We start from the raw sequence: 17,116 nt of genomic DNA, 5'->3' as shown, positions 1-17,116 counted from the left end.
ATTTCACCCCATCTGCCGGACGAAATCAATTCGTCCGGCATCGAGGTTTTGCCTCCAGCAAAACGCTCGGACGCCGCAAAAGCGGCGGGAGGACGGTATGCCCTCCCTTAGAAGCCGTCAAACAGTGTAATCTGACTGGTATCGGGCATACCGTCCAGGGCACCCACTGCTTTCAGCTGCTCAATGTGGGTCTTGGACACCTTGGGGCAGGCGGCGGAGAATTCCTCGATGGAGATGAACCGCTTACCCTGCCGCTGCTCCATAATGGACAGGGCCGCCGTCTCACCCAAGCCGGGGATGGAGGTAAAGGGCGGCAGCAGGGTCCCCTTCTCCATATCGGGCAGGAAGTTGATTGCGTGGGAGCGGTACAGATCCATGTGCTCAAAGGTGAAGCCCCGGAGGTAGAACTCATACACCACTTCCAGGGTGACCAGGGTATCCTCCTCCACAGGAGTGGGCTTCTCCTTGCTCTCGATCTCCTTCATCTTGGCCTTGCACACATCCATGCCCATACACATACAGGTGGCGTCGAAGGCCTTGGCTCGGATGGAGAAGAAGGCGGCGTAGAAGGCCAGGGGGTGGTGCACCTTGAACCAGGCAATGCGGAAGGCCATCATAACGTAAGCCACGGCGTGGGCCTTGGGGAACAGGTACTTGATCTTCTTACAGGAGCCGATATACCAGTCGGGCACACCGGCGGCCTTCATCTCCTCCTCTGCTCCCTCGGGCAGGCCTCTTCCCTTTCGCACCGCCTCCATGATCTTGAAGGAGCGCTTCTCCGGCATACCGCAGGAGATCAGGAAGATCATGATATCGTCACGACAGCCGATGGCCTGGCCAACGGGGATACCCTGATCCACGATCAGGTCCCGGGCATTGCCCAGCCACACATCGGTGCCGTGGGAGAAGCCGGACAGGCGCAGCAGGATATCGAACTGGTGGGGCTGGGTGTCCATGAGCATTCCCCGGGTGAACTTGGTGTTGAACTCAGGAATGGCCACGGCTCCGGTGGGGCCCAGAATGGGGTCGTCCTCAAAGCCCAGCACCTTGGAGGATGTGAAGATACTCATGGTGTCCTTGTCGTCCAGAGGGATCTTCTGGGGGTCCACCCCCGTCAGGTCCTGAAGCATTCGGATCATGGTGGGATCATCGTGGCCCAGCATATCCAGCTTCAGCAGATTGGACTCCATGGAGTGATATTCAAAGTGGGTGGTGATGATGTCGCTGTCCGGGTCGTCGGCGGGGTGCTGCACCGGGCAGAAGTCGTAGATCTCACGGTTCTGGGGAATGACCACCATGCCGCCGGGGTGCTGGCCGGTGGTGCGCTTAACACCGCTGCAACCCAGCGACAAACGGTTCTCCTCCGCACGGGTGCCGTGGAGCCCGTGGTCGTCCAGATAGTGCTTCACATAGCCGAAGGCAATTTTGTCCTTCACCGTACCAATGGTGCCCGCCCGGAACACATGGGTCTGTCCAAACAGCTCAAAGGTATAGCGGTGGGCGCTGGACTGATATTCGCCGGAGAAGTTCAGGTCGATATCAGGCACCTTGTCGCCGCCGAAGCCCAGGAAGGTCTCAAAGGGGATGTTGAAGCCGTCCTTGTCATAGGGAGTGCCGCACACCGGGCAGTTGGCATCCGGCATATCAGCGCCGCAGCCGATGCCCAGCTCCTTGGCCGCCTCAAAGTCAGAGTGCTTGCACTTGGGGCAGCGGTAGTGAGGCGGCAGCGAGTTCACCTCGGTGATACCCGACATGAAGGCCACCAGAGAGGAGCCCACCGAACCACGGGAGCCCACCAGATAGCCGTGATCCAGGGAGTCCTGCACCAGCTTCTGGGCCGACATATAAATCACGTCGTACTTACACTTGATGATGTCACCCAGCTCGGCGTTGATCCGGTCCACCACGATCTGAGGCGGTTCCTCACCGTAAAGTGCTTTCGCCTTATCCCATACCAGCCGGGTCAGCTCCTCAGCGGAGTTTTCAATCTTAGGAGCAAACAGGCCCTTGGGCAGGGGCACCACGTCCTCGCACCAGTCGGCCACCAGGTTGGTGTTGCGCACCACCACCTCGTAGGCCTTCTCCTTGCCCAGGTAGGCAAACTCATCCAGCATCTCCTGGGTGGTCTTGAAGTACAGGGGCAGAGGGGAATCGGCGTCGTCAAAGCCCTTGGAGGCCAGCAGGATATGGCGGTAAATCTCGTCCTCCGGGTCCAGAAAATGGACGTCGCCGGTGGCGCACACCGGCTTGTCCAGTGCCTCGCCCAGAGCCACCACCGTGCGGTTGAAGTCCCGCAGCTCCTCCTGGCTCTTCACCATGCCCTTGCGGAGCATAAAGGCGTTGTTGCACAGGGGCTGGATCTCCAGGAAGTCGTACCAGGAGGCGATGCGCTTGAGCTCGTTCCACTCCTTCCGTTTGACGATGGCCTGGAACAGCTCGCCGGCCTCGCAGGCAGAGCCGATGATGAGACCCTCCCGGTGCTGGTTGATGAGGCTTTTTGGCATGATGGGATAGCGCTTGAAGTGGTCCAGATAGGAGGCGGAGATCAGCTTATAGAGGTTCCGCAGGCCCAGCTGATTCTTGGCCAGCACGATCAGGTGCTTGGGCTGCCGCTTGGCCTTGCCGCCGGAGCGGAGCTTGGACATGGCCGGGTTGATCTGCTGGAGGGTATGCACCCCCAGGTCGGCCAGCATCCGGAAGAAGGGCACCAGCATATAGCCCACCGTGGCCGCGTCGTCATAGGCCCGGTGATGGTTGAAAGCAGGCAGATTCAGGTGATTGGCCACGATATCCAGCTTATACTTGCCCAGGTCGGGCAGCAGGTTCTGAGCCAGGATCAGGCTGTCCAGAGAGGTATTCTCGAAAGGCCGGCCCATGCGGCGGCAGGCCTCCCCAATAAAGCCCATATCGAACTCCGCGTTGTGGGCGGCCAGAGGCCGGTCCCCCACGAAGTCCAGGAACGCATTGACCGCCTCCTCCTGGGAGGGGGCCCCCTTCAGCATCTCATCCGTGATGCCGGTGAGCTGGGTGATCTCCCGGGTCAGGGGCCGGCCCGGGTCGGCGAAGGTGGAGAACTGCTCCACCACTTCCCCGTTCCGCAGCACCACGGCGCCGATCTCAGTGATGGCCTCGGTGCGCTTGTCCAGGCCGGTGGTCTCAATATCAAAGCAGACGATATCTTGTGTAAAGTCCTGTTCCTTGTCACCGTGAATGACCACCCGGTCATCCACGTCGTTGATGAAATAGGCCTCCACACCGTAGAGGATCTTGATGTTCTTGGCCGAGTGCCAGGCGTTGGGGAAGGAATGGGCCACGCCGTGGTCGGTGATGGCGATGGCCCGGTGGCCCCACCGCTCCGCCCGCTTCACCACGTTCTTGTCCACGCCGATGGGAGAGTCCATCTTGGAGCCCACAGCGGTAAGGGCATCCATGGCCGACATATTGGTATGGAGGTGGAGCTCCACCCGTTTCTCGGGGGCGTTGTCCATCTTGGGCTCTTTTTTGCCCTCCATCACCGCGAAGGGCTCCAGCACCATGTCACCGGTAAAGCGGTCGATATTCAGCTTACCCTGGATAAAGAGATGCTGACCTTTCTTCACACCCTCTACCAAGGGCTTGCCCTCATCGCCGGGAAAAAACTTGTTGACCCGCACGGAGCCGGTATAGTCGGTCACGTCGAAGGACACCACCCAGGCCTCCCGCCGCTTCAACTCCCGGTGGTCTACCGCGAACACGTCGCCCTCCACAATGACGGTACCCATATCCAGATCCAGGGTACCCATTGGGATAGGTTCCTTCTTGATCTCATGGCGGCCGTAAAGTAATTTCCCTTTCCCCTCTTTAGGGGCCTTTTTCTCTGTGGGACGGGCCACCTTCAGGCTCTCCAGAGCCTTGCGGCGGATCTCCTCGGTACGGCGGAAGGCCGCGGCGGCATCATCCTCCACCGGCGGCTTTTGGGGCTGCTGGACGGGAGCAGGCTGCTCCGGAACCGGGGCGGCTGCCGCAGGCTTCCGGGGCGCTTCGGGCGTAGGGGCAGCCCCATCCCCAGCCGGGACAGACATCTCCAGCGACACCTGCTCCACCCGGTAGGCCAAGGCAATGCTGCGCTCGATTTGGCGGCGCAGCTCCTCCGCCGGGAGCGCGGTGCACTCCACCTGGGCCTTGATGGACCGGGTATGTTTATCGATGACCGCCCGGGTCACTAGGTAGCCCTGGACCATCGCCGTCAGCTCCGGGCCGGCCCGCCAGGCGGAAAACAGTTTTAAAAATGGGATCTTTTGTGCTTGAGGCATAGGACACGCTCCTGCTTTACAGTTGGTCGATCAGGGTAAATAGCTCGTCCACCAGCTGCTCCTGGGGGACCTTCTTCACAATCTCGCCCTTGCGGAACAGAAGGCCCTCCCCCTGTCCACCGGCAATACCTACATCGGCGGCGGCGGCTTCGCCGGGGCCGTTGACCACGCAGCCCATCACTGCCACGGTAATGGGCTTGTGGACTTCCTTCAGCCGATCCTCCACCTGGTGGGCCAGGCCAATCAGATCAATGCGGGTACGACCGCAGGTGGGACAGGACACCAGATTGGGCTCGTTGGCTGCCATACCCAGGGCCTTTAGGATATCCTTGGCGGCGTACACCTCCTCCACCGGGTCGGCGGATAGAGACACCCGCAGGGTGTCGCCGATACCCAGGGCCAGCAGACCCCCGATGCCGATGGCGGACTTGATGGTACCCATACGGGTGGTGCCCGTCTCGGTAACGCCAAGGTGTAAAGGATAATCACTTTTCTCGCTCATCAGCTTGTAGGCCGCCATGGTGGTGACCACCGACGAGGACTTGAGAGAGACGCAGATATCATGGAAATCATACTGTTCCAGCAGAGCAATGTGACCGAAGGCAGACTCCACCAGGGCCTCCGGGGTGACTCCGCCGTACTTGGCTAGCAGGGGCTTCTCCAGAGAACCGCCGTTGACGCCAATGCGGATGGGAAGGTGTCTTGCTTTACAGGCTTCCGCTACCGCTTTCACCCGGTCTTCCCCGCCAATGTTGCCGGGATTGATGCGCACTGCGTCGCACCCCTCCTCTACACAGGCCAGGGCCAGCTTATAGTCAAAGTGAATGTCCACCACCAGCGGGATATGGATACCGGCCTTGATGGCCCCTACGGCTTTGGCCGCCGCCATATCGGGTACCGCTACCCGGATGATCTGGCAGCCTGCCTCCTCCAGACGGAGGATCTGATTCACCGTGGCTGTCACATCCTCGGTGCGGGTATTGGTCATGGATTGAATGGTGACCGGAGCGCCGCCGCCCACCGGGACGCCGCCCACAAGAATCTGTCTGGTCATTGGTATACCTCCCGCTAAAACAGCTTGATCACGTCGTTGACCGCCACCACCACCATTAAGGCGATGAGGCAGAAAAAGCCCACGGCATTCACATAGCCCAGATACTTTTCATTCATCTTCTTTTTGGTAATGAGCCGGTAGATCCCGCCCACAAACACAAACAGGATCTGTCCGCCGTCCAAAGCCGGGATGGGCAGCAGATTCATCACCGCCAGGTTAATGGCAATCAGAGCAGTAAAGTCCAGAATGTTGATGAACAGGCCGAACAAACCGGCCGCTGCGGCGCCTGCCTGGCCCACATCGCCTGCCACGGCTACAATGCCGATGACACCCGACATATCGTTCAGGCCCACCGCACCGGTAATCAGGTCGCCAAGGCCCATCCATACCATACGGACGTAGTCCACCGCCTGATACCAGGTGTTTCGCAGCAAGGTCAGGGGGGTATCCTCCTGGAACTCGCCCAGATAAATTCCCCGCTTCATGACCTGATTGCCGTTTTCATCGGTGAGCTGTCGATAGGGCAGGTCAATGGTGCCCAGATCCACCTTCTCACCGTCCCGCAGCACCACCACATCCACCTGCTCCCCTGCTCGCTCCAGGAAGATAAAGGCGTCGTTGTTGAAGTAGATGCGGTGTCCGTCAATGGAGTAAAACTGATCTCCCGGCTGAAGCCCGGTCTGGGCGATATCCTCTGCCCCGGGCATAAAGCTGGTGACCACCGGCATGGAGGGACTGCCCGCCATAGCCATGATGATGAGGATGAGCACCACACCGGTAATGAAATTCATGAACGCACCGGCCACCAGAATAATAAGCCGCTTCCAGCCCGCCTTGTTACCAAAGGCTCTCGGATCATCGGAGGACTCTCCCTCTCCCTCCATGGCGCAGAAGCCGCCGATGGGGAAGGCACGTAGACTGTAAAGCGTTTCCCCTTTCTCCCTGGAAAACAGCTTGGGGCCCATGCCGATAGCAAACTCGTTCACCTTCACACCCATCAGCTTGGCGGCAATAAAGTGGCCGAATTCATGGATGGCAATGAGCAGCCCGAAAAACAAGATGATAAGCACAATGGAAAGTACGTTCATAGACACCTCAAACTCAGATTACCTGCCTGCAATCAGACGTGCGGCTTTGTCGGCCTCCAGCACATCCTCCAGGGCAGGCGTTTGAACCACAGGAACCTGGGCCAGCGCTCGCTCCACTCGCTTGGCAATCTCGCCGAAGGAAATCTGCCCCGCCAGGAAGAGGCCCACCGCCGCCTCGTTTGCACCGTTGAGGATAGCGGTAGCGGTGCCGCCGGTTTTGGCGGCCTCCAGCGCCAGGGAGAGGCAGGGAAACGCCTCATAATCCGGAGCATGGAAGGTCAACGGCGGACAGGTCAGCAGGTCCAGCGGCTTTGCCACCGCCTGGGTACGGGCGGGCCAGGTCAATGCGTACTGGATAGGCAGACGCATATCTGGTACCCCCAACTGGGCCAGCACCGCGTTATCACAGTATTCCACCAGGGAGTGGATGATGCTCTCCCGATGGACCACAATGGAGATTTTTTCCGGCGGCATCCGATAGAGCCGCATAGCCTCGATAAACTCCAGGCCTTTGTTCATCAGCGTAGCGGAGTCCACCGTGATCTTGGCGCCCATAGACCAGTTGGGGTGCTTCAGGGCCTGCTCCACCGTAGCAGAGGCAATCGCCTCTTTATCCCAGCCCCAGAAGGGCCCGCCGGAGGCGGTGAGGATAAGGCGTTTCACCTCTCCCCTGTCCCGGCTGCCCTGGAGACACTGGAAAATAGCTGAGTGCTCCGAGTCCACCGGTACGATCTCCGCGCCGTACTGATCGGCCCCATTCATCACCAGCTCGCCGGCGCACACCAGGGTCTCTTTATTGGCCAGTGCAATCCGTTTGCCCTGACGGACCGCCGCCAGGGTAGGAACCAGGCCCACCATACCCACCACAGCGGTGAGCACAGTGTCCGCCTCCTCCAGAGTGGCGGCCTCCACCAGTCCCTCAGGACCGGAGGCCACCCGGATGGACGTATCGGCCAGCCGGGTCCGCAGGTCGGCGGCAGCGGCAGGGTCCATCATGACCGCCAGTCGGGGCCGGAACTGGCGGCATTGGGCCTCCATCCGCTCCACGTCCCGGTTGGCGGTCAAGGAAGCCACAGTCATGCCACAGGCGGCAATCACTTCCAGTGACTGCCGCCCGATGGAGCCGGTAGAACCCAGCAAAGAAATGCAGTTGCTCATGTGTTCAGCCTCCCACAGCGGGCAGGAATTGGATCAGCAGTTCGATCAGGGGCGCGCAGAAGATCACGCTGTCGAAACGGTCCAGCACGCCGCCGTGGCCGGGGAAAATGTTGCCGAAATCCTTGATGCCATACTCCCGCTTGATATAGGAAAAAGACAGGTCGCCCAGCTGGGATACAATGCTGCCCAGAGCGCCGTAAATCACAAGATACAGGTAATTGACCTGCATGGAGAAGCCAAACTGGAGGACAGCACCATAGATCACCGTGCAGATAATGGCACCTGCAAAGCCGCCCACAGCGCCCTCCACCGTCTTTTTGGGGGAGAGCTCAGGCGCCAGCTTATGCTTGCCAAAGGCCATGCCTGCAAAGAGGGCAAAGGCATCGCTGAGGAAAGCCACCTCAAAGGGCAGCACGATGAGGGCCATCCAGTGCTCCATGAGCCGGATCCGCAGCAGCGAGGACAGGAAAAAGGGAATGACTACACTGAGGAAGAAAGCGCCTCCCATTTTCTCCAGGGTAATGCGCTTATGGCTGCCAATGGCCTCGGCAAAGAGAAGCACCACATAGAGGAACATTCCGGCCAAGGCGGGTATTAGTTTGCCGTTATAGTAGACCCAGAACGGAATGAGGCCTGCCAAAACAATGGAATAGCCGGAAATACGGGTATGCTTAAGAAATCCGGTGGACCACAGTACCTCATGCACCGCGATCATAGACAATCCGGCCACCAGAATGGGCAGGATAACCGGATAGACCGGCGAGACACCGTATACCGCTGCCGCCAGCAGCGGGATACAGACCACCGCCACCATGATTCGCTTGACCACTCAGACACCTCCATAGCGGCGGGAACGGCCCTGATAAGCCGCCAGCGCCTTGTTCAGCTCTTCCTTGCTGAAGTCAGGCCACAGCACGTCGGTATAGTAGAATTCCGCGTAGGCCGACTGCCACAGCAAGAAGTTGGAGATCCGCAGCTCACCGCTGGGCCGGATCACCAGGTCCGGGTCGGGTACCCCGGCAGAATAGAGGTAACCGGAAAAATCCGCCTCTGTCAGCTGAGCGGGGTCCTTCTTCCCCGCCGCACACTCCGCCGCAAAAGCCCGGGCCGCACGGACAATCTCATCCCGTCCGCCATAGTTGAAGCATACGTTGACCTGCATACCATCATAGTGTGTGGAGATATCGTCGGTACGCACCGTCAATTCTCTCAACTCCGGAGGAAGTGCCTCCAGATCTCCGAAAAAGTGGAGTCTGATCTTGTCCCGCTCCATCTTCTCAATGGACTCCAGAAGATACTTCTTCAGCAGTCCGATGATGGCGGAGACCTCCTCCAGAGGTCGCTTCCAATTCTCCGTGGAGAAGGCGTATACCGTCAGATACTCAATTCCGATCTTCTGACAGTATGTGGCGATGGTACGGAAGGTCTCCGCGCCAGCGGCGTGTCCTGCCGTACGGGGCAGCCCCCGACGCTTGGCCCAGCGGCCGTTGCCGTCCATGATGATCGCCACATGACGGGGCAGGTAGTCAAAATCCACCTGGGCCTGCGCCGCCTTCGGTTTGAATAATGCCATGTTCAACCCGCCTATACGACACCAGTGCGGGACACTCTTCGCATCCCGCACCATGTGTCTCTTGTTTGATGTTATACCGCCATCAGTTCCGCTTCTTTTTTGACGGTCAGCTCATCGATCTCCTTGCACCGCTTGTCGGTGAGATCCTGGAGCTCCTTCTCATAGTCCTTGCGGTCGTCCTCGGTCATCTCGCCCTTTTTCTCCAGAGCCTTGAACTTCTCCATAGCGTCCCGCCGGATGTTGCGGATGGCCACCTTACCGTTCTCACCGTACTTCTTCACCTGCTTGGTCAGTTCCTTACGGCGCTCCTCGGTGAGCTGGGGGAAGGACAGGCGGATCACACGGCCGTCGTTCTGGGGGTTGATACCCAGATCAGAGCACTGGATGGCCTTCTCGATGGCCTTCAGCAGAGTACCGTCCCAAGGCTGGATCATCAGGGAACGGGGATCGGGAGAGGAAATGGCGGCCACCTGATTCAGGGGGGTGGGGGCGCCGTAGTAGTCCACCGTAATTTTATCCAGCACGGCGGCGTTGGCCCGGCCGGCACGGACACTGGCGAAATCACTCATCACTACGTCGATGGTCTTTTTCATCTTGGCGTCGAATTCTTTATTGAGCTCTTTCATTTCACGGTTCCTCCTTGACGATGGTTCCGATTTTTTCACCCATGACCACACGCAGAATGTTCTCAGGGTCCTTGAGTGCGAACAGGATCACCGGGATCTTGTTGTCCATGGACAGGGACGTGGCGGTGGAATCCATCACCTCCAGGTGCTGAGCCAGCACATCGTCATAGGTGATGGTATCATACTTCACCGCGTTGGGGTCCTTGCGAGGATCGGCGGAATACACGCCGTCAATGTTCTTGGCCAGCAGAATGGCGTCGGCGTCGATCTCCGCCGCCCGCAGCACAGCCGCCGTATCGGTGGAGAAGAAGGGATTGCCGGTGCCGCAGCCGAAAATGACCACTCTGCCCTTCTCCATATGCCGGATGGCCTTGGAACGGATGTAGGGCTCGGCGATGGACCGCATTTCAATGGCGGTCTGCACCCGCACGTCCACACCCTTCTGCTCCAGCACGTCGGCCACTGCCAGTGCATTGATGGTGGTAGCCAGCATTCCCATGTGGTCGGCACGGGTACGCTCCATCCGGTCGCCGCCATCCTTCAGGCCGCGCCAGAAATTGCCGCCGCCAACCACGATACCCACCTGGACACCGGCTGCCACGCACTTCTTGATTACGTCGCAAACGCTGCCGATGACATCGAAATCCAGACCCCGGCTGGCCTCGCCGGCGAGGGCCTCGCCGCTGAGCTTCAGAAGAATCCGCTTGAACTGCGGTTCACTCATATGTTCAACCCCTTTTCGGAAAATCATGCTATCTTATTTTAATATAGTTTTCCATTTTTGCATAGAGGTTAGGCTAAAGTTTTTCAAATTATTCGTATTCTCTCCTTCCCTTCCTGTAAAAATTGTCAAGGGCTCTGTTCCCGCCTTCAAAAAAGCGGGAACAGAGCCCGTTTTCCCCTTTTACGCCCTTTTGTGCCAGCGCAGCAGCAGGGCAGAATTGACAATGACCACCACCGAGCCCGCGTTGTGGACCAGCGCCCCCACCACAGGATTCAGAATGCCGGTAATGGCCAAGGCAATGGCCGCAAAGTTCAGCGCCATGGAGAAGGTCAGATTGCATTTGATGGTGACCATCATCCGCCGGGCCAGCCGCAGCAGATGGGGCAGTTGCCGTAGATCGTCCCCCACCAGGGCCATATCGGCGGCATCCACAGCGATATCGCTGCCCACACCGCCCATGGCAATACCCACCATGGCCCGTTTCAGTGCAGGAGCATCGTTGATGCCGTCGCCGATCATGCACACCGGTCTGCCCTCTTCCTGAGCCCGGGCAATCCAATTCAGCTTGTCCTCCGGCAGGCATCCAGCCTTCACCTCCCGGATATTCAGCAGTGCCGCGATATGCCCGGCGGCGCTTGGGTGATCCCCCGTCAGCAGCACCGGCTGCACTCCGGCACCCTTCACTGCCCGAATGGTCTCTGCCGCGTCGGGCCGCAGGGTATCGGCCAGAGCCATCACCCCGATCAATGTTCCCTCCTCTGCCAGATAGATAAGGGTACACCCCTCGTCCAGCCGGGCCTGAACAAAGCCCTCCGCCTCCTGGGGCATGGGCACACCCAGCTGCTCCATCAGCGCCAGATTGCCTGCCCATAGGTCTCTGCCCTCCACAAGGCCCTTCAATCCCAAGCCGGGCAGCACCTCCACGCTCTCCCCCTTCAGCACCAGATCAGGAAAGCGCTCCCGTCCACCCGCGGTAACAGCCTTACCCAAAGGGTGCTCCGACCAGGACTCCAGTCCCATAGCCCCTGTCCACACCTGTTCCTCCGTCCGGCCATTCAGGGGAAGCACCGCAGTTACCTGCAGCTTTCCTAATGTAAGAGTGCCCGTCTTGTCAAAAGCCACACACTGGACCCCAGCCAGCCGCTCCAGCGCATCTCCCTCCCGTACCAAGAACCCGTGCCGGGTGGCGTTGCCAATGGCCGCCATAATGGCGGTAGGGGTAGCCAGCACCAGGGCACAGGGGCAGAACACCACCAAAATAGTAACCGCCCGGATCAGCTCCCCGGTAACAAAGCCGGTGATGGCAGCAGCAGACAGGGCAATCGCCACGATCCAGGTGGCCCACCGGTCGGCCAGTCCCACGATTTTCGCTTTTCCTGCGTCCGCCGACTGGACCAGCCGTACCATCCGCTGGATGGAGCTGTCCTCCCCCACTCGGGTGGCTTCCATGGTGAAGGCCCCGTATTGGTTGACCGTTCCGCTGGACACCTGGTCCCCTGGGACCTTGTCCACCGGCAAGGACTCTCCTGTCATGACCGATTGGTCCACAGAGGTGCGCCCGTCCCTTATGATCCCATCCACAGGAATGGTCTCACCGGGCAGCACCCGCAGCAGTTCCCCCACCTGGACCACCTCCGCGGGCACCACCTCTTCCCCGTCGCCAGTCAGCCGGCGAGCGGTGCGGGGCGTCAGTTTCACCAGCTTTTCAATGCCCGCTCTGGCTCGGGCCACCGTCAGATCCTCCAGCAGGGCGCCCAGCTGCATAATAAAGGCCACCTCGCCAGCGGCAAAGTCCTCGCCGATGATCACCGAAGCCACCAGAGCAATGGATACCAGCACATCCGCCTTGATGTCAAAGGCAGTGATCAGCCCAATGAATGCCTCCAAAATAATAGGCAGACCGCACAGCACAATGGCCACCCAGGCCGGGTCTACCGGCAGATGAGCCCCCCACAGAATGCTGACCACCAGAGCCAGTCCGGAAAGAACGAGCAGTGTGATATCCTTGCGGACACCGCCCCACTCCAGTATGGCCTCCAATTTTTTCATATCATCCACCCCCTATACCCCTATGGGTATCTCGCCATCATTATACCCATGGGGGTATAGGTTGTCAAGGAGAAGTGTGATTCCCTTGTTCTACAAAAAATCGGGCAGCCATATGGCTGCCCGATTTTCGGAAACAATCTGTTCAGTCGTCCCGCTCGGCACTTAGAATCCTGCCATCGGCAACGCTGATTTCATACTCATATTCATATTGGCCTGACTTAAACTCCACCTTGTAGCAGCCATCATCCGCTTCCAATTCCACTTCCAACTCCCGTGTATCCGAAAGGGCCACTCCGGCGTTGGACAAAGCAATATCTCTGGCCTCCTGGCTGCTGATGGTGCCGCTGGAACCACCCTGAGGCTGTTGGGTCTGGCCCGGAGCCGGTGTCTGGATGGTCTGTCCCTCCTGCTCCGCTTTGAGAATAGCACCGGTGGCCGCGTCGATATCGTATTCATACTCCACACCGCTGACGCCAAATTCAACCTCGTAAACCATCCGGCCATCTTCATAGTCATAGTCAGCTTCCAGGTAGTCCAGCTGGGACTGCTGAACACCGGCATGGGTCAACGCCGTCTGGGTGGCGGCATCCACACCCACATAGCCACTCTGGCTTGCAGTACCGGTAGAACGGATGCTTTCCTGCTCACCGCTCTGGCCTGTCAGGTCGGCTGCAGCCTCGGAATTGGCCAACAGATTCAGTTCGTTGATGGACAAGCCTACCAGCGACTCAAAGGTCAGGTGGGAACTGCTGTCCACCAATGTCTGGATTAATGCAGCCTTACCCTGGGAGATCCCGTATTCTTCCGCCTTCTGCTGCAAGGCATCATCTGTGGCAAAGCTCTGGGACAGGATAGCCCCGTTGATAGAAGCCGACTCCAGCACCTGGGAGATCTCCCCTGTCAGCTTCTCTTCCAACGCAGCGCCCCGGGTCAGATCGTCATCCTCCACCGAAATCAGCACAGAATTGGCCAGTTCGTCCACATATCCGTGCTTCAGCAGAGAGCCAATAATGGCATTGACCGCCACCTCCAGATCCGTACCGGTCAGATCCATGCCGTCCAAAATCTGATTGGCATCATCGTTGACCGGGGTGGCGGAAAGAACCTTTTCTTCCCGGTTTACCTCCAGCCGGACACAGGGATTCACGTCGAGGGAGACCACAGAGGCTACCGCGTTGGCCTGCTGATACCGCACTCCGGCCACACCGCCGCCAATGGCAAGCGCCAAGCAGGCAGCCGCGATCCAGGGCAGGATGCGCTTTCGCCGTTTGGGTGCGGAAATCGGAATAATCTTCCCATTCTGGGGCCCCAGGCGAGCAAGCACCGCCTCCACATCGTCAGGCGCGGCGTGCTCCAGTGCCGTATGGAGTTTACGCTCCAATTCCTGATCATTCACGGTTTCTCACCCCCTTCCAGTATGGTCCGCAGCTTCTGCAGCGCCCGGCGGTACTTGGACAGCACCGTAGACAGCGGCAGATCCAGCAGGTGCGCGATCTCCTTATGTTTCCAGCCGGTGACTGCGTGGAGGGTAACCACCTGGCGCTCTTCATCGGTCAGACCTTCCAGCGCAGCCCGCAGTACCTGACGGTCCTCCACCGTTACCAGAGGACTGTCCGCCGCCAGCCGTTCCCAGGATTCCGGTTCCAATTCCTCCGTCTTGCCCCGCTCCCGCAGCTTCATCAGGGCCAGATTGCGGGCAACGGTGAGTACCCACGCCAGCGGTGTACCACGGGACTGGTATTGATGGACATTTTCCCAAACACGCACAAAAGTATCTTGCGTCACATCCTCCGCATCATGGGTATTCTTGAGATAGGAGAGAGCAAGGCCGTATACAGCTGTCCGGGCATGATGATAGAGTTCCGCCAGTGCCTCCTGTTCTCCAGCCTGCATCCTGACCAGCAGCGGCTCCAGAATATCTGGAGCGGTCACCCGGCGGCTCTCCTCCGCCATGGTCTCCAGCAGGATCAGCATAGTTTTCTCTCCTCTCATTGGTGGAATGCAAAACACAGGCATTTTATTGCACTCAAATCAAAATAATTTTGCCGTCCGCACGAAGGCAAGACAGTTATTGTTATTATAACCCAACAATCACCGCCGCGTAAAGTCCTACCGCTGGGTCCCCATGGCTGTCTCCAGTTTTTTCAGCGCCTTTTTTTCAATGCGGGATACATAGGACCGCGAAATGCCGCATTTGGCAGCCACCTCCCGCTGGGTCAGGGGCTTACGGTCATTTAATCCGTAACGGAGGGTAATAATAGCGGCCTCCCGGGCATCCAGGCACTTCTTTACACATTCCCGCACCTGGATACACGCGTCTCTGGCATCCAACTCCTCCAGCATATCGTCATCCACACTGATGGTATCCATTAGAGAAAGCGAATTCCCGTCCCCGTCTCCATCAATAGCGTCTGACAAAGATACCTCCCCCTGGGTCTTACGCTGGGCACGAAAGTGCATCAGGATCTCATTTGCTACCTGCTCCTGACGGCTCCGCAAGGCCCCGTTCCGCCGCTTCTGCAAGATTTTCCTCTGTTTGACCGTCCACGACCCGCTTCCCCAATCCTGCTGGAATTTTGGGAAACTCGTATTCATACTCCGAGCCAAACAGCACCACATGGGCGTCCGTCCCATCCCAGATAATCTCTTTGACAAAGGTACGGATGGCCGCCCGCTTCTGCTCCACCGTCATTTTGTCCACGGTGTCCTTGAACGTGGACAACATCTGCGCCAACAGGTCAAACTCAATGTCCGCCAGGGCATGGCTGGAGGTCAGTTCTTTCAGTTCCGCCAAATGCCGCTTCAGGCCCTCCCCTTTCTCGTGCAGCTCATCAATCTGCTGCATAATATAACTTTCGGCAGAAGTACCGGAGGACTTTCCCAAGGCAGAGACCAGTCCCTTGATCTCCTCCTCGTTTGCGGCGATCTCGGACTCCAAGTTGGAGATCTCCGCGTCATAACTCTGCCGGTTGCCCAGCAGCGCCCGCTTGCTCTGCTCCAGTTGACGGATAAAATCGGAGCCGTCTTCACTCAAATGTTTCAGCTGCTCTATAATGTCGGCATCCAATGTATTGCCGTTACAGTTTTTCATGTTGCAGACATATCCTCGGCTGCGCTCCTTCATGGAGCAAAGGTAGGTATAAATGAACTCCCCCTTTGCGTTTCGCCGCTTGGACAGTTTCGGGCGCATGTACTCGCCGCAGTTGCCGCAGATCAGCAGGCCGGAGAGGAGAGCCACATTGCTGCGGGGCTTGCGGTAACTTTTGGATTTGTTCCGCTCCAGAATGGTCTGTACCTTGACCCACGCCTTCCCCTCGATGACTCCCTGGTGCTTGCCCACCGAGACGATCCACTCCTCCATGGGCTTGATCTGGTGGGCTCTCCCCGGCTGCTGCAAGGTGCGGTTATAGGCCATAATGCCGTGGACGCCGTCAAAGTCGCTTTGCTCTGCAAAGAGGTCCACATGATTTTTCGTCAGATATTCATAGGCAAATTCGTCAGCAATCAGATAAACCGGATTGGACAAAATCCCCTTGACGGCAAAGCGGGTGAACTGCTTGCCGTTCTTTGTGGTATAGCCTTTTTGCAGCAGGTAGGTCTCCGTCTTTGTCAGCGAGCCGGTTTCCAAGAACTTGTCGTAGATCAGCTTGACGATGCCGATCTCCTCCGGGAGAATCTTCAGTTTGCAGGCCTTCTTGGTCTTGCCGTCGATAGTCACATGGGAAACGCTCTCAGACTCATAGCCGGTGGGAGTGTTTCCGCCCAGCCAGCGCCCTGTTTTGGACAACTCATGCATATTGTCCCGGATGCGCTCGGCAATGGTCTCCCGCTCCAACTGGGAAAAAACCGAAGAAATATACATCATCGCCCGTCCCATGGGAGAGGAAGTGTCAAACTGCTCCTTGATGGAAGTGAAGTCGATCTTCATCCTGTTCAGCTGCTCGATCAGTTTCGCAAAATCGCCGATGTTGCGGCTGATCCGGTCCAGGCGGTAAACAACGATGGCCCGGAAGTTCTTTTCTTTTGCATCGGCCATCATTTTTTTGAATTGGGGACGCTCCAGCGTACCGCCGGAGAACCCCTCATCCTCATATATCAGTGCCTGCTCTGCGGCATCGTCTCCGAACTGCAGCCGGATATATTGTCTGCACATTTCAATCTGGTTTTCGATGCTCTCCCCTTTACCGGTGAACTTGGATTTTCGGGAGTAGATGACGATTGGATTGGCAGCGACCATACTATCACCGTCCTGTTATGTAATATGATATGTTTGTTAGATTAGTATATCATATTGTCCCCGCTTGGTAAATACATAAAATAATTTTTCGGCGGTGCAGTCTATGCCGTTATCCAAAAAAGAAGGATGCGCTGCAAAAACAATCGTTTTGCGGCACATCCTTTTCTGGTGTTTTTACCGTGATAGGATTCCCTTGTGTGTTTGTCAAACGAAAATGTGAGCAAAAGGGCCCCAAAAAAGTGAGCACCTTCAGCACCAGATTTCATGTCGTGAGCAATGTTTTTCCCAAGTACCAAATGCTCACCTTTTGAGTAC

Annotated in this window: 14 protein-coding genes; all 14 read right to left on the bottom strand. The window is 58.1% G+C overall.

Features of this window, described 5'->3' with window-relative positions; all coding sequences use genetic code 11:
- Nucleotides 1-107: 107 nt before the first annotated feature.
- On the bottom strand, nt 108-4,292 hold the full coding sequence (locus B5E56_RS11440) for a PolC-type DNA polymerase III (protein WP_087390214.1): 4,185 nt from the start codon (nt 4,290-4,292) through the stop codon (nt 108-110).
- 16 nt (nt 4,293-4,308) lie between these two features.
- Nucleotides 4,309-5,346, bottom strand: a complete 1,038-nt coding sequence (ispG, locus tag B5E56_RS11435; protein ID WP_087390211.1) for a flavodoxin-dependent (E)-4-hydroxy-3-methylbut-2-enyl-diphosphate synthase — start codon at nt 5,344-5,346, stop codon at nt 4,309-4,311.
- A 14-nt stretch (nt 5,347-5,360) separates the two neighbouring features.
- Nucleotides 5,361-6,434 carry a M50 family metallopeptidase gene (locus tag B5E56_RS11430; RefSeq protein WP_087390208.1) on the bottom strand — a complete coding sequence of 358 codons (1,074 nt, stop codon included), beginning with the start codon at nt 6,432-6,434 and terminating at the stop codon, nt 5,361-5,363.
- Nucleotides 6,435-6,452: 18 nt separating this feature from the next.
- Nucleotides 6,453-7,592: a 1-deoxy-D-xylulose-5-phosphate reductoisomerase gene (locus B5E56_RS11425; protein WP_087390206.1), complete on the bottom strand. Its 1,140-nt coding sequence runs from the start codon at nt 7,590-7,592 to the stop codon at nt 6,453-6,455.
- 4 nt (nt 7,593-7,596) lie between these two features.
- Nucleotides 7,597-8,421, bottom strand: coding sequence for a phosphatidate cytidylyltransferase (locus tag B5E56_RS11420; protein WP_242958954.1), 825 nt, complete (start codon nt 8,419-8,421; stop codon nt 7,597-7,599).
- The gene (locus B5E56_RS11415; RefSeq protein WP_087390202.1) at nt 8,422-9,165 is read right to left on the bottom strand and encodes an isoprenyl transferase; all 744 of its coding nucleotides are present in this window, start codon (nt 9,163-9,165) and stop codon (nt 8,422-8,424) included.
- Between the two features lie 71 nt (nt 9,166-9,236).
- Nucleotides 9,237-9,791, bottom strand: coding sequence for a ribosome recycling factor (gene frr, locus B5E56_RS11410; protein ID WP_087187992.1), 555 nt, complete (start codon nt 9,789-9,791; stop codon nt 9,237-9,239).
- Between the two features lies 1 nt (nt 9,792).
- Nucleotides 9,793-10,515, bottom strand: coding sequence for a UMP kinase (gene pyrH / locus B5E56_RS11405; RefSeq protein ID WP_087187991.1), 723 nt, complete (start codon nt 10,513-10,515; stop codon nt 9,793-9,795).
- A gap of 180 nt (nt 10,516-10,695) precedes the next feature.
- On the bottom strand, nt 10,696-12,564 hold the full coding sequence (locus B5E56_RS11400) for a heavy metal translocating P-type ATPase (protein ID WP_087390200.1): 1,869 nt from the start codon (nt 12,562-12,564) through the stop codon (nt 10,696-10,698).
- A 142-nt stretch (nt 12,565-12,706) separates the two neighbouring features.
- Nucleotides 12,707-13,960, bottom strand: a complete 1,254-nt coding sequence (locus B5E56_RS11395) for an anti-sigma-I factor RsgI family protein (RefSeq protein WP_087390197.1) — start codon at nt 13,958-13,960, stop codon at nt 12,707-12,709.
- Nucleotides 13,957-14,538, bottom strand: coding sequence for an RNA polymerase sigma factor (locus B5E56_RS11390; RefSeq protein WP_087330531.1), 582 nt, complete (start codon nt 14,536-14,538; stop codon nt 13,957-13,959). The genes B5E56_RS11395 and B5E56_RS11390 overlap by 4 nt, the downstream gene beginning before the upstream one ends.
- A gap of 135 nt (nt 14,539-14,673) precedes the next feature.
- Nucleotides 14,674-14,982 (bottom strand): sigma-70 family RNA polymerase sigma factor, encoded by a 309-nt coding sequence (locus B5E56_RS14760; RefSeq protein ID WP_206404982.1) that lies wholly within the window; start codon nt 14,980-14,982, stop codon nt 14,674-14,676.
- Nucleotides 14,983-15,031: 49 nt separating this feature from the next.
- The gene (locus tag B5E56_RS11380) at nt 15,032-16,801 is read right to left on the bottom strand and encodes a recombinase family protein (RefSeq protein WP_087390188.1); all 1,770 of its coding nucleotides are present in this window, start codon (nt 16,799-16,801) and stop codon (nt 15,032-15,034) included.
- A 101-nt stretch (nt 16,802-16,902) separates the two neighbouring features.
- Nucleotides 16,903-17,116, bottom strand: a 214-nt coding sequence (locus tag B5E56_RS14755; protein WP_206404981.1) for a hypothetical protein, incomplete at its 5' end; no start/stop codon positions are given.

The organism is Flavonifractor sp. An112, assembly GCF_002161085.1.
In the GTDB taxonomy this organism is placed as follows: Bacteria; Bacillota; Clostridia; order Oscillospirales; family Oscillospiraceae; genus Flavonifractor; species Flavonifractor avicola.
This window is presented reverse-complemented; position numbering and strand designations above follow the sequence as displayed.

What these genes read in the sequence shown, in the direction of transcription:
- B5E56_RS11430 (WP_087390208.1), bottom strand. Translation starts at nt 6,434, where the DNA reads ATGAACGTACTTTCCATTGTGCTTATCATCTTGTTTTTCGGGCTGCTC.
- B5E56_RS11400 (WP_087390200.1), bottom strand. Translation starts at nt 12,564, where the DNA reads ATGAAAAAATTGGAGGCCATACTGGAGTGGGGCGGTGTCCGCAAGGAT.
- B5E56_RS11380 (WP_087390188.1), bottom strand. Translation starts at nt 16,801, where the DNA reads ATGGTCGCTGCCAATCCAATCGTCATCTACTCCCGAAAATCCAAGTTC.
- frr (WP_087187992.1), bottom strand. Translation starts at nt 9,791, where the DNA reads ATGAAAGAGCTCAATAAAGAATTCGACGCCAAGATGAAAAAGACCATC.
- ispG (WP_087390211.1), bottom strand. Translation starts at nt 5,346, where the DNA reads ATGACCAGACAGATTCTTGTGGGCGGCGTCCCGGTGGGCGGCGGCGCT.
- B5E56_RS11425 (WP_087390206.1), bottom strand. Translation starts at nt 7,592, where the DNA reads ATGAGCAACTGCATTTCTTTGCTGGGTTCTACCGGCTCCATCGGGCGG.
- B5E56_RS11415 (WP_087390202.1), bottom strand. Translation starts at nt 9,165, where the DNA reads ATGGCATTATTCAAACCGAAGGCGGCGCAGGCCCAGGTGGATTTTGAC.
- pyrH (WP_087187991.1), bottom strand. Translation starts at nt 10,515, where the DNA reads ATGAGTGAACCGCAGTTCAAGCGGATTCTTCTGAAGCTCAGCGGCGAG.
- B5E56_RS11440 (WP_087390214.1), bottom strand. Translation starts at nt 4,292, where the DNA reads ATGCCTCAAGCACAAAAGATCCCATTTTTAAAACTGTTTTCCGCCTGG.
- B5E56_RS11390 (WP_087330531.1), bottom strand. Translation starts at nt 14,538, where the DNA reads ATGCTGATCCTGCTGGAGACCATGGCGGAGGAGAGCCGCCGGGTGACC.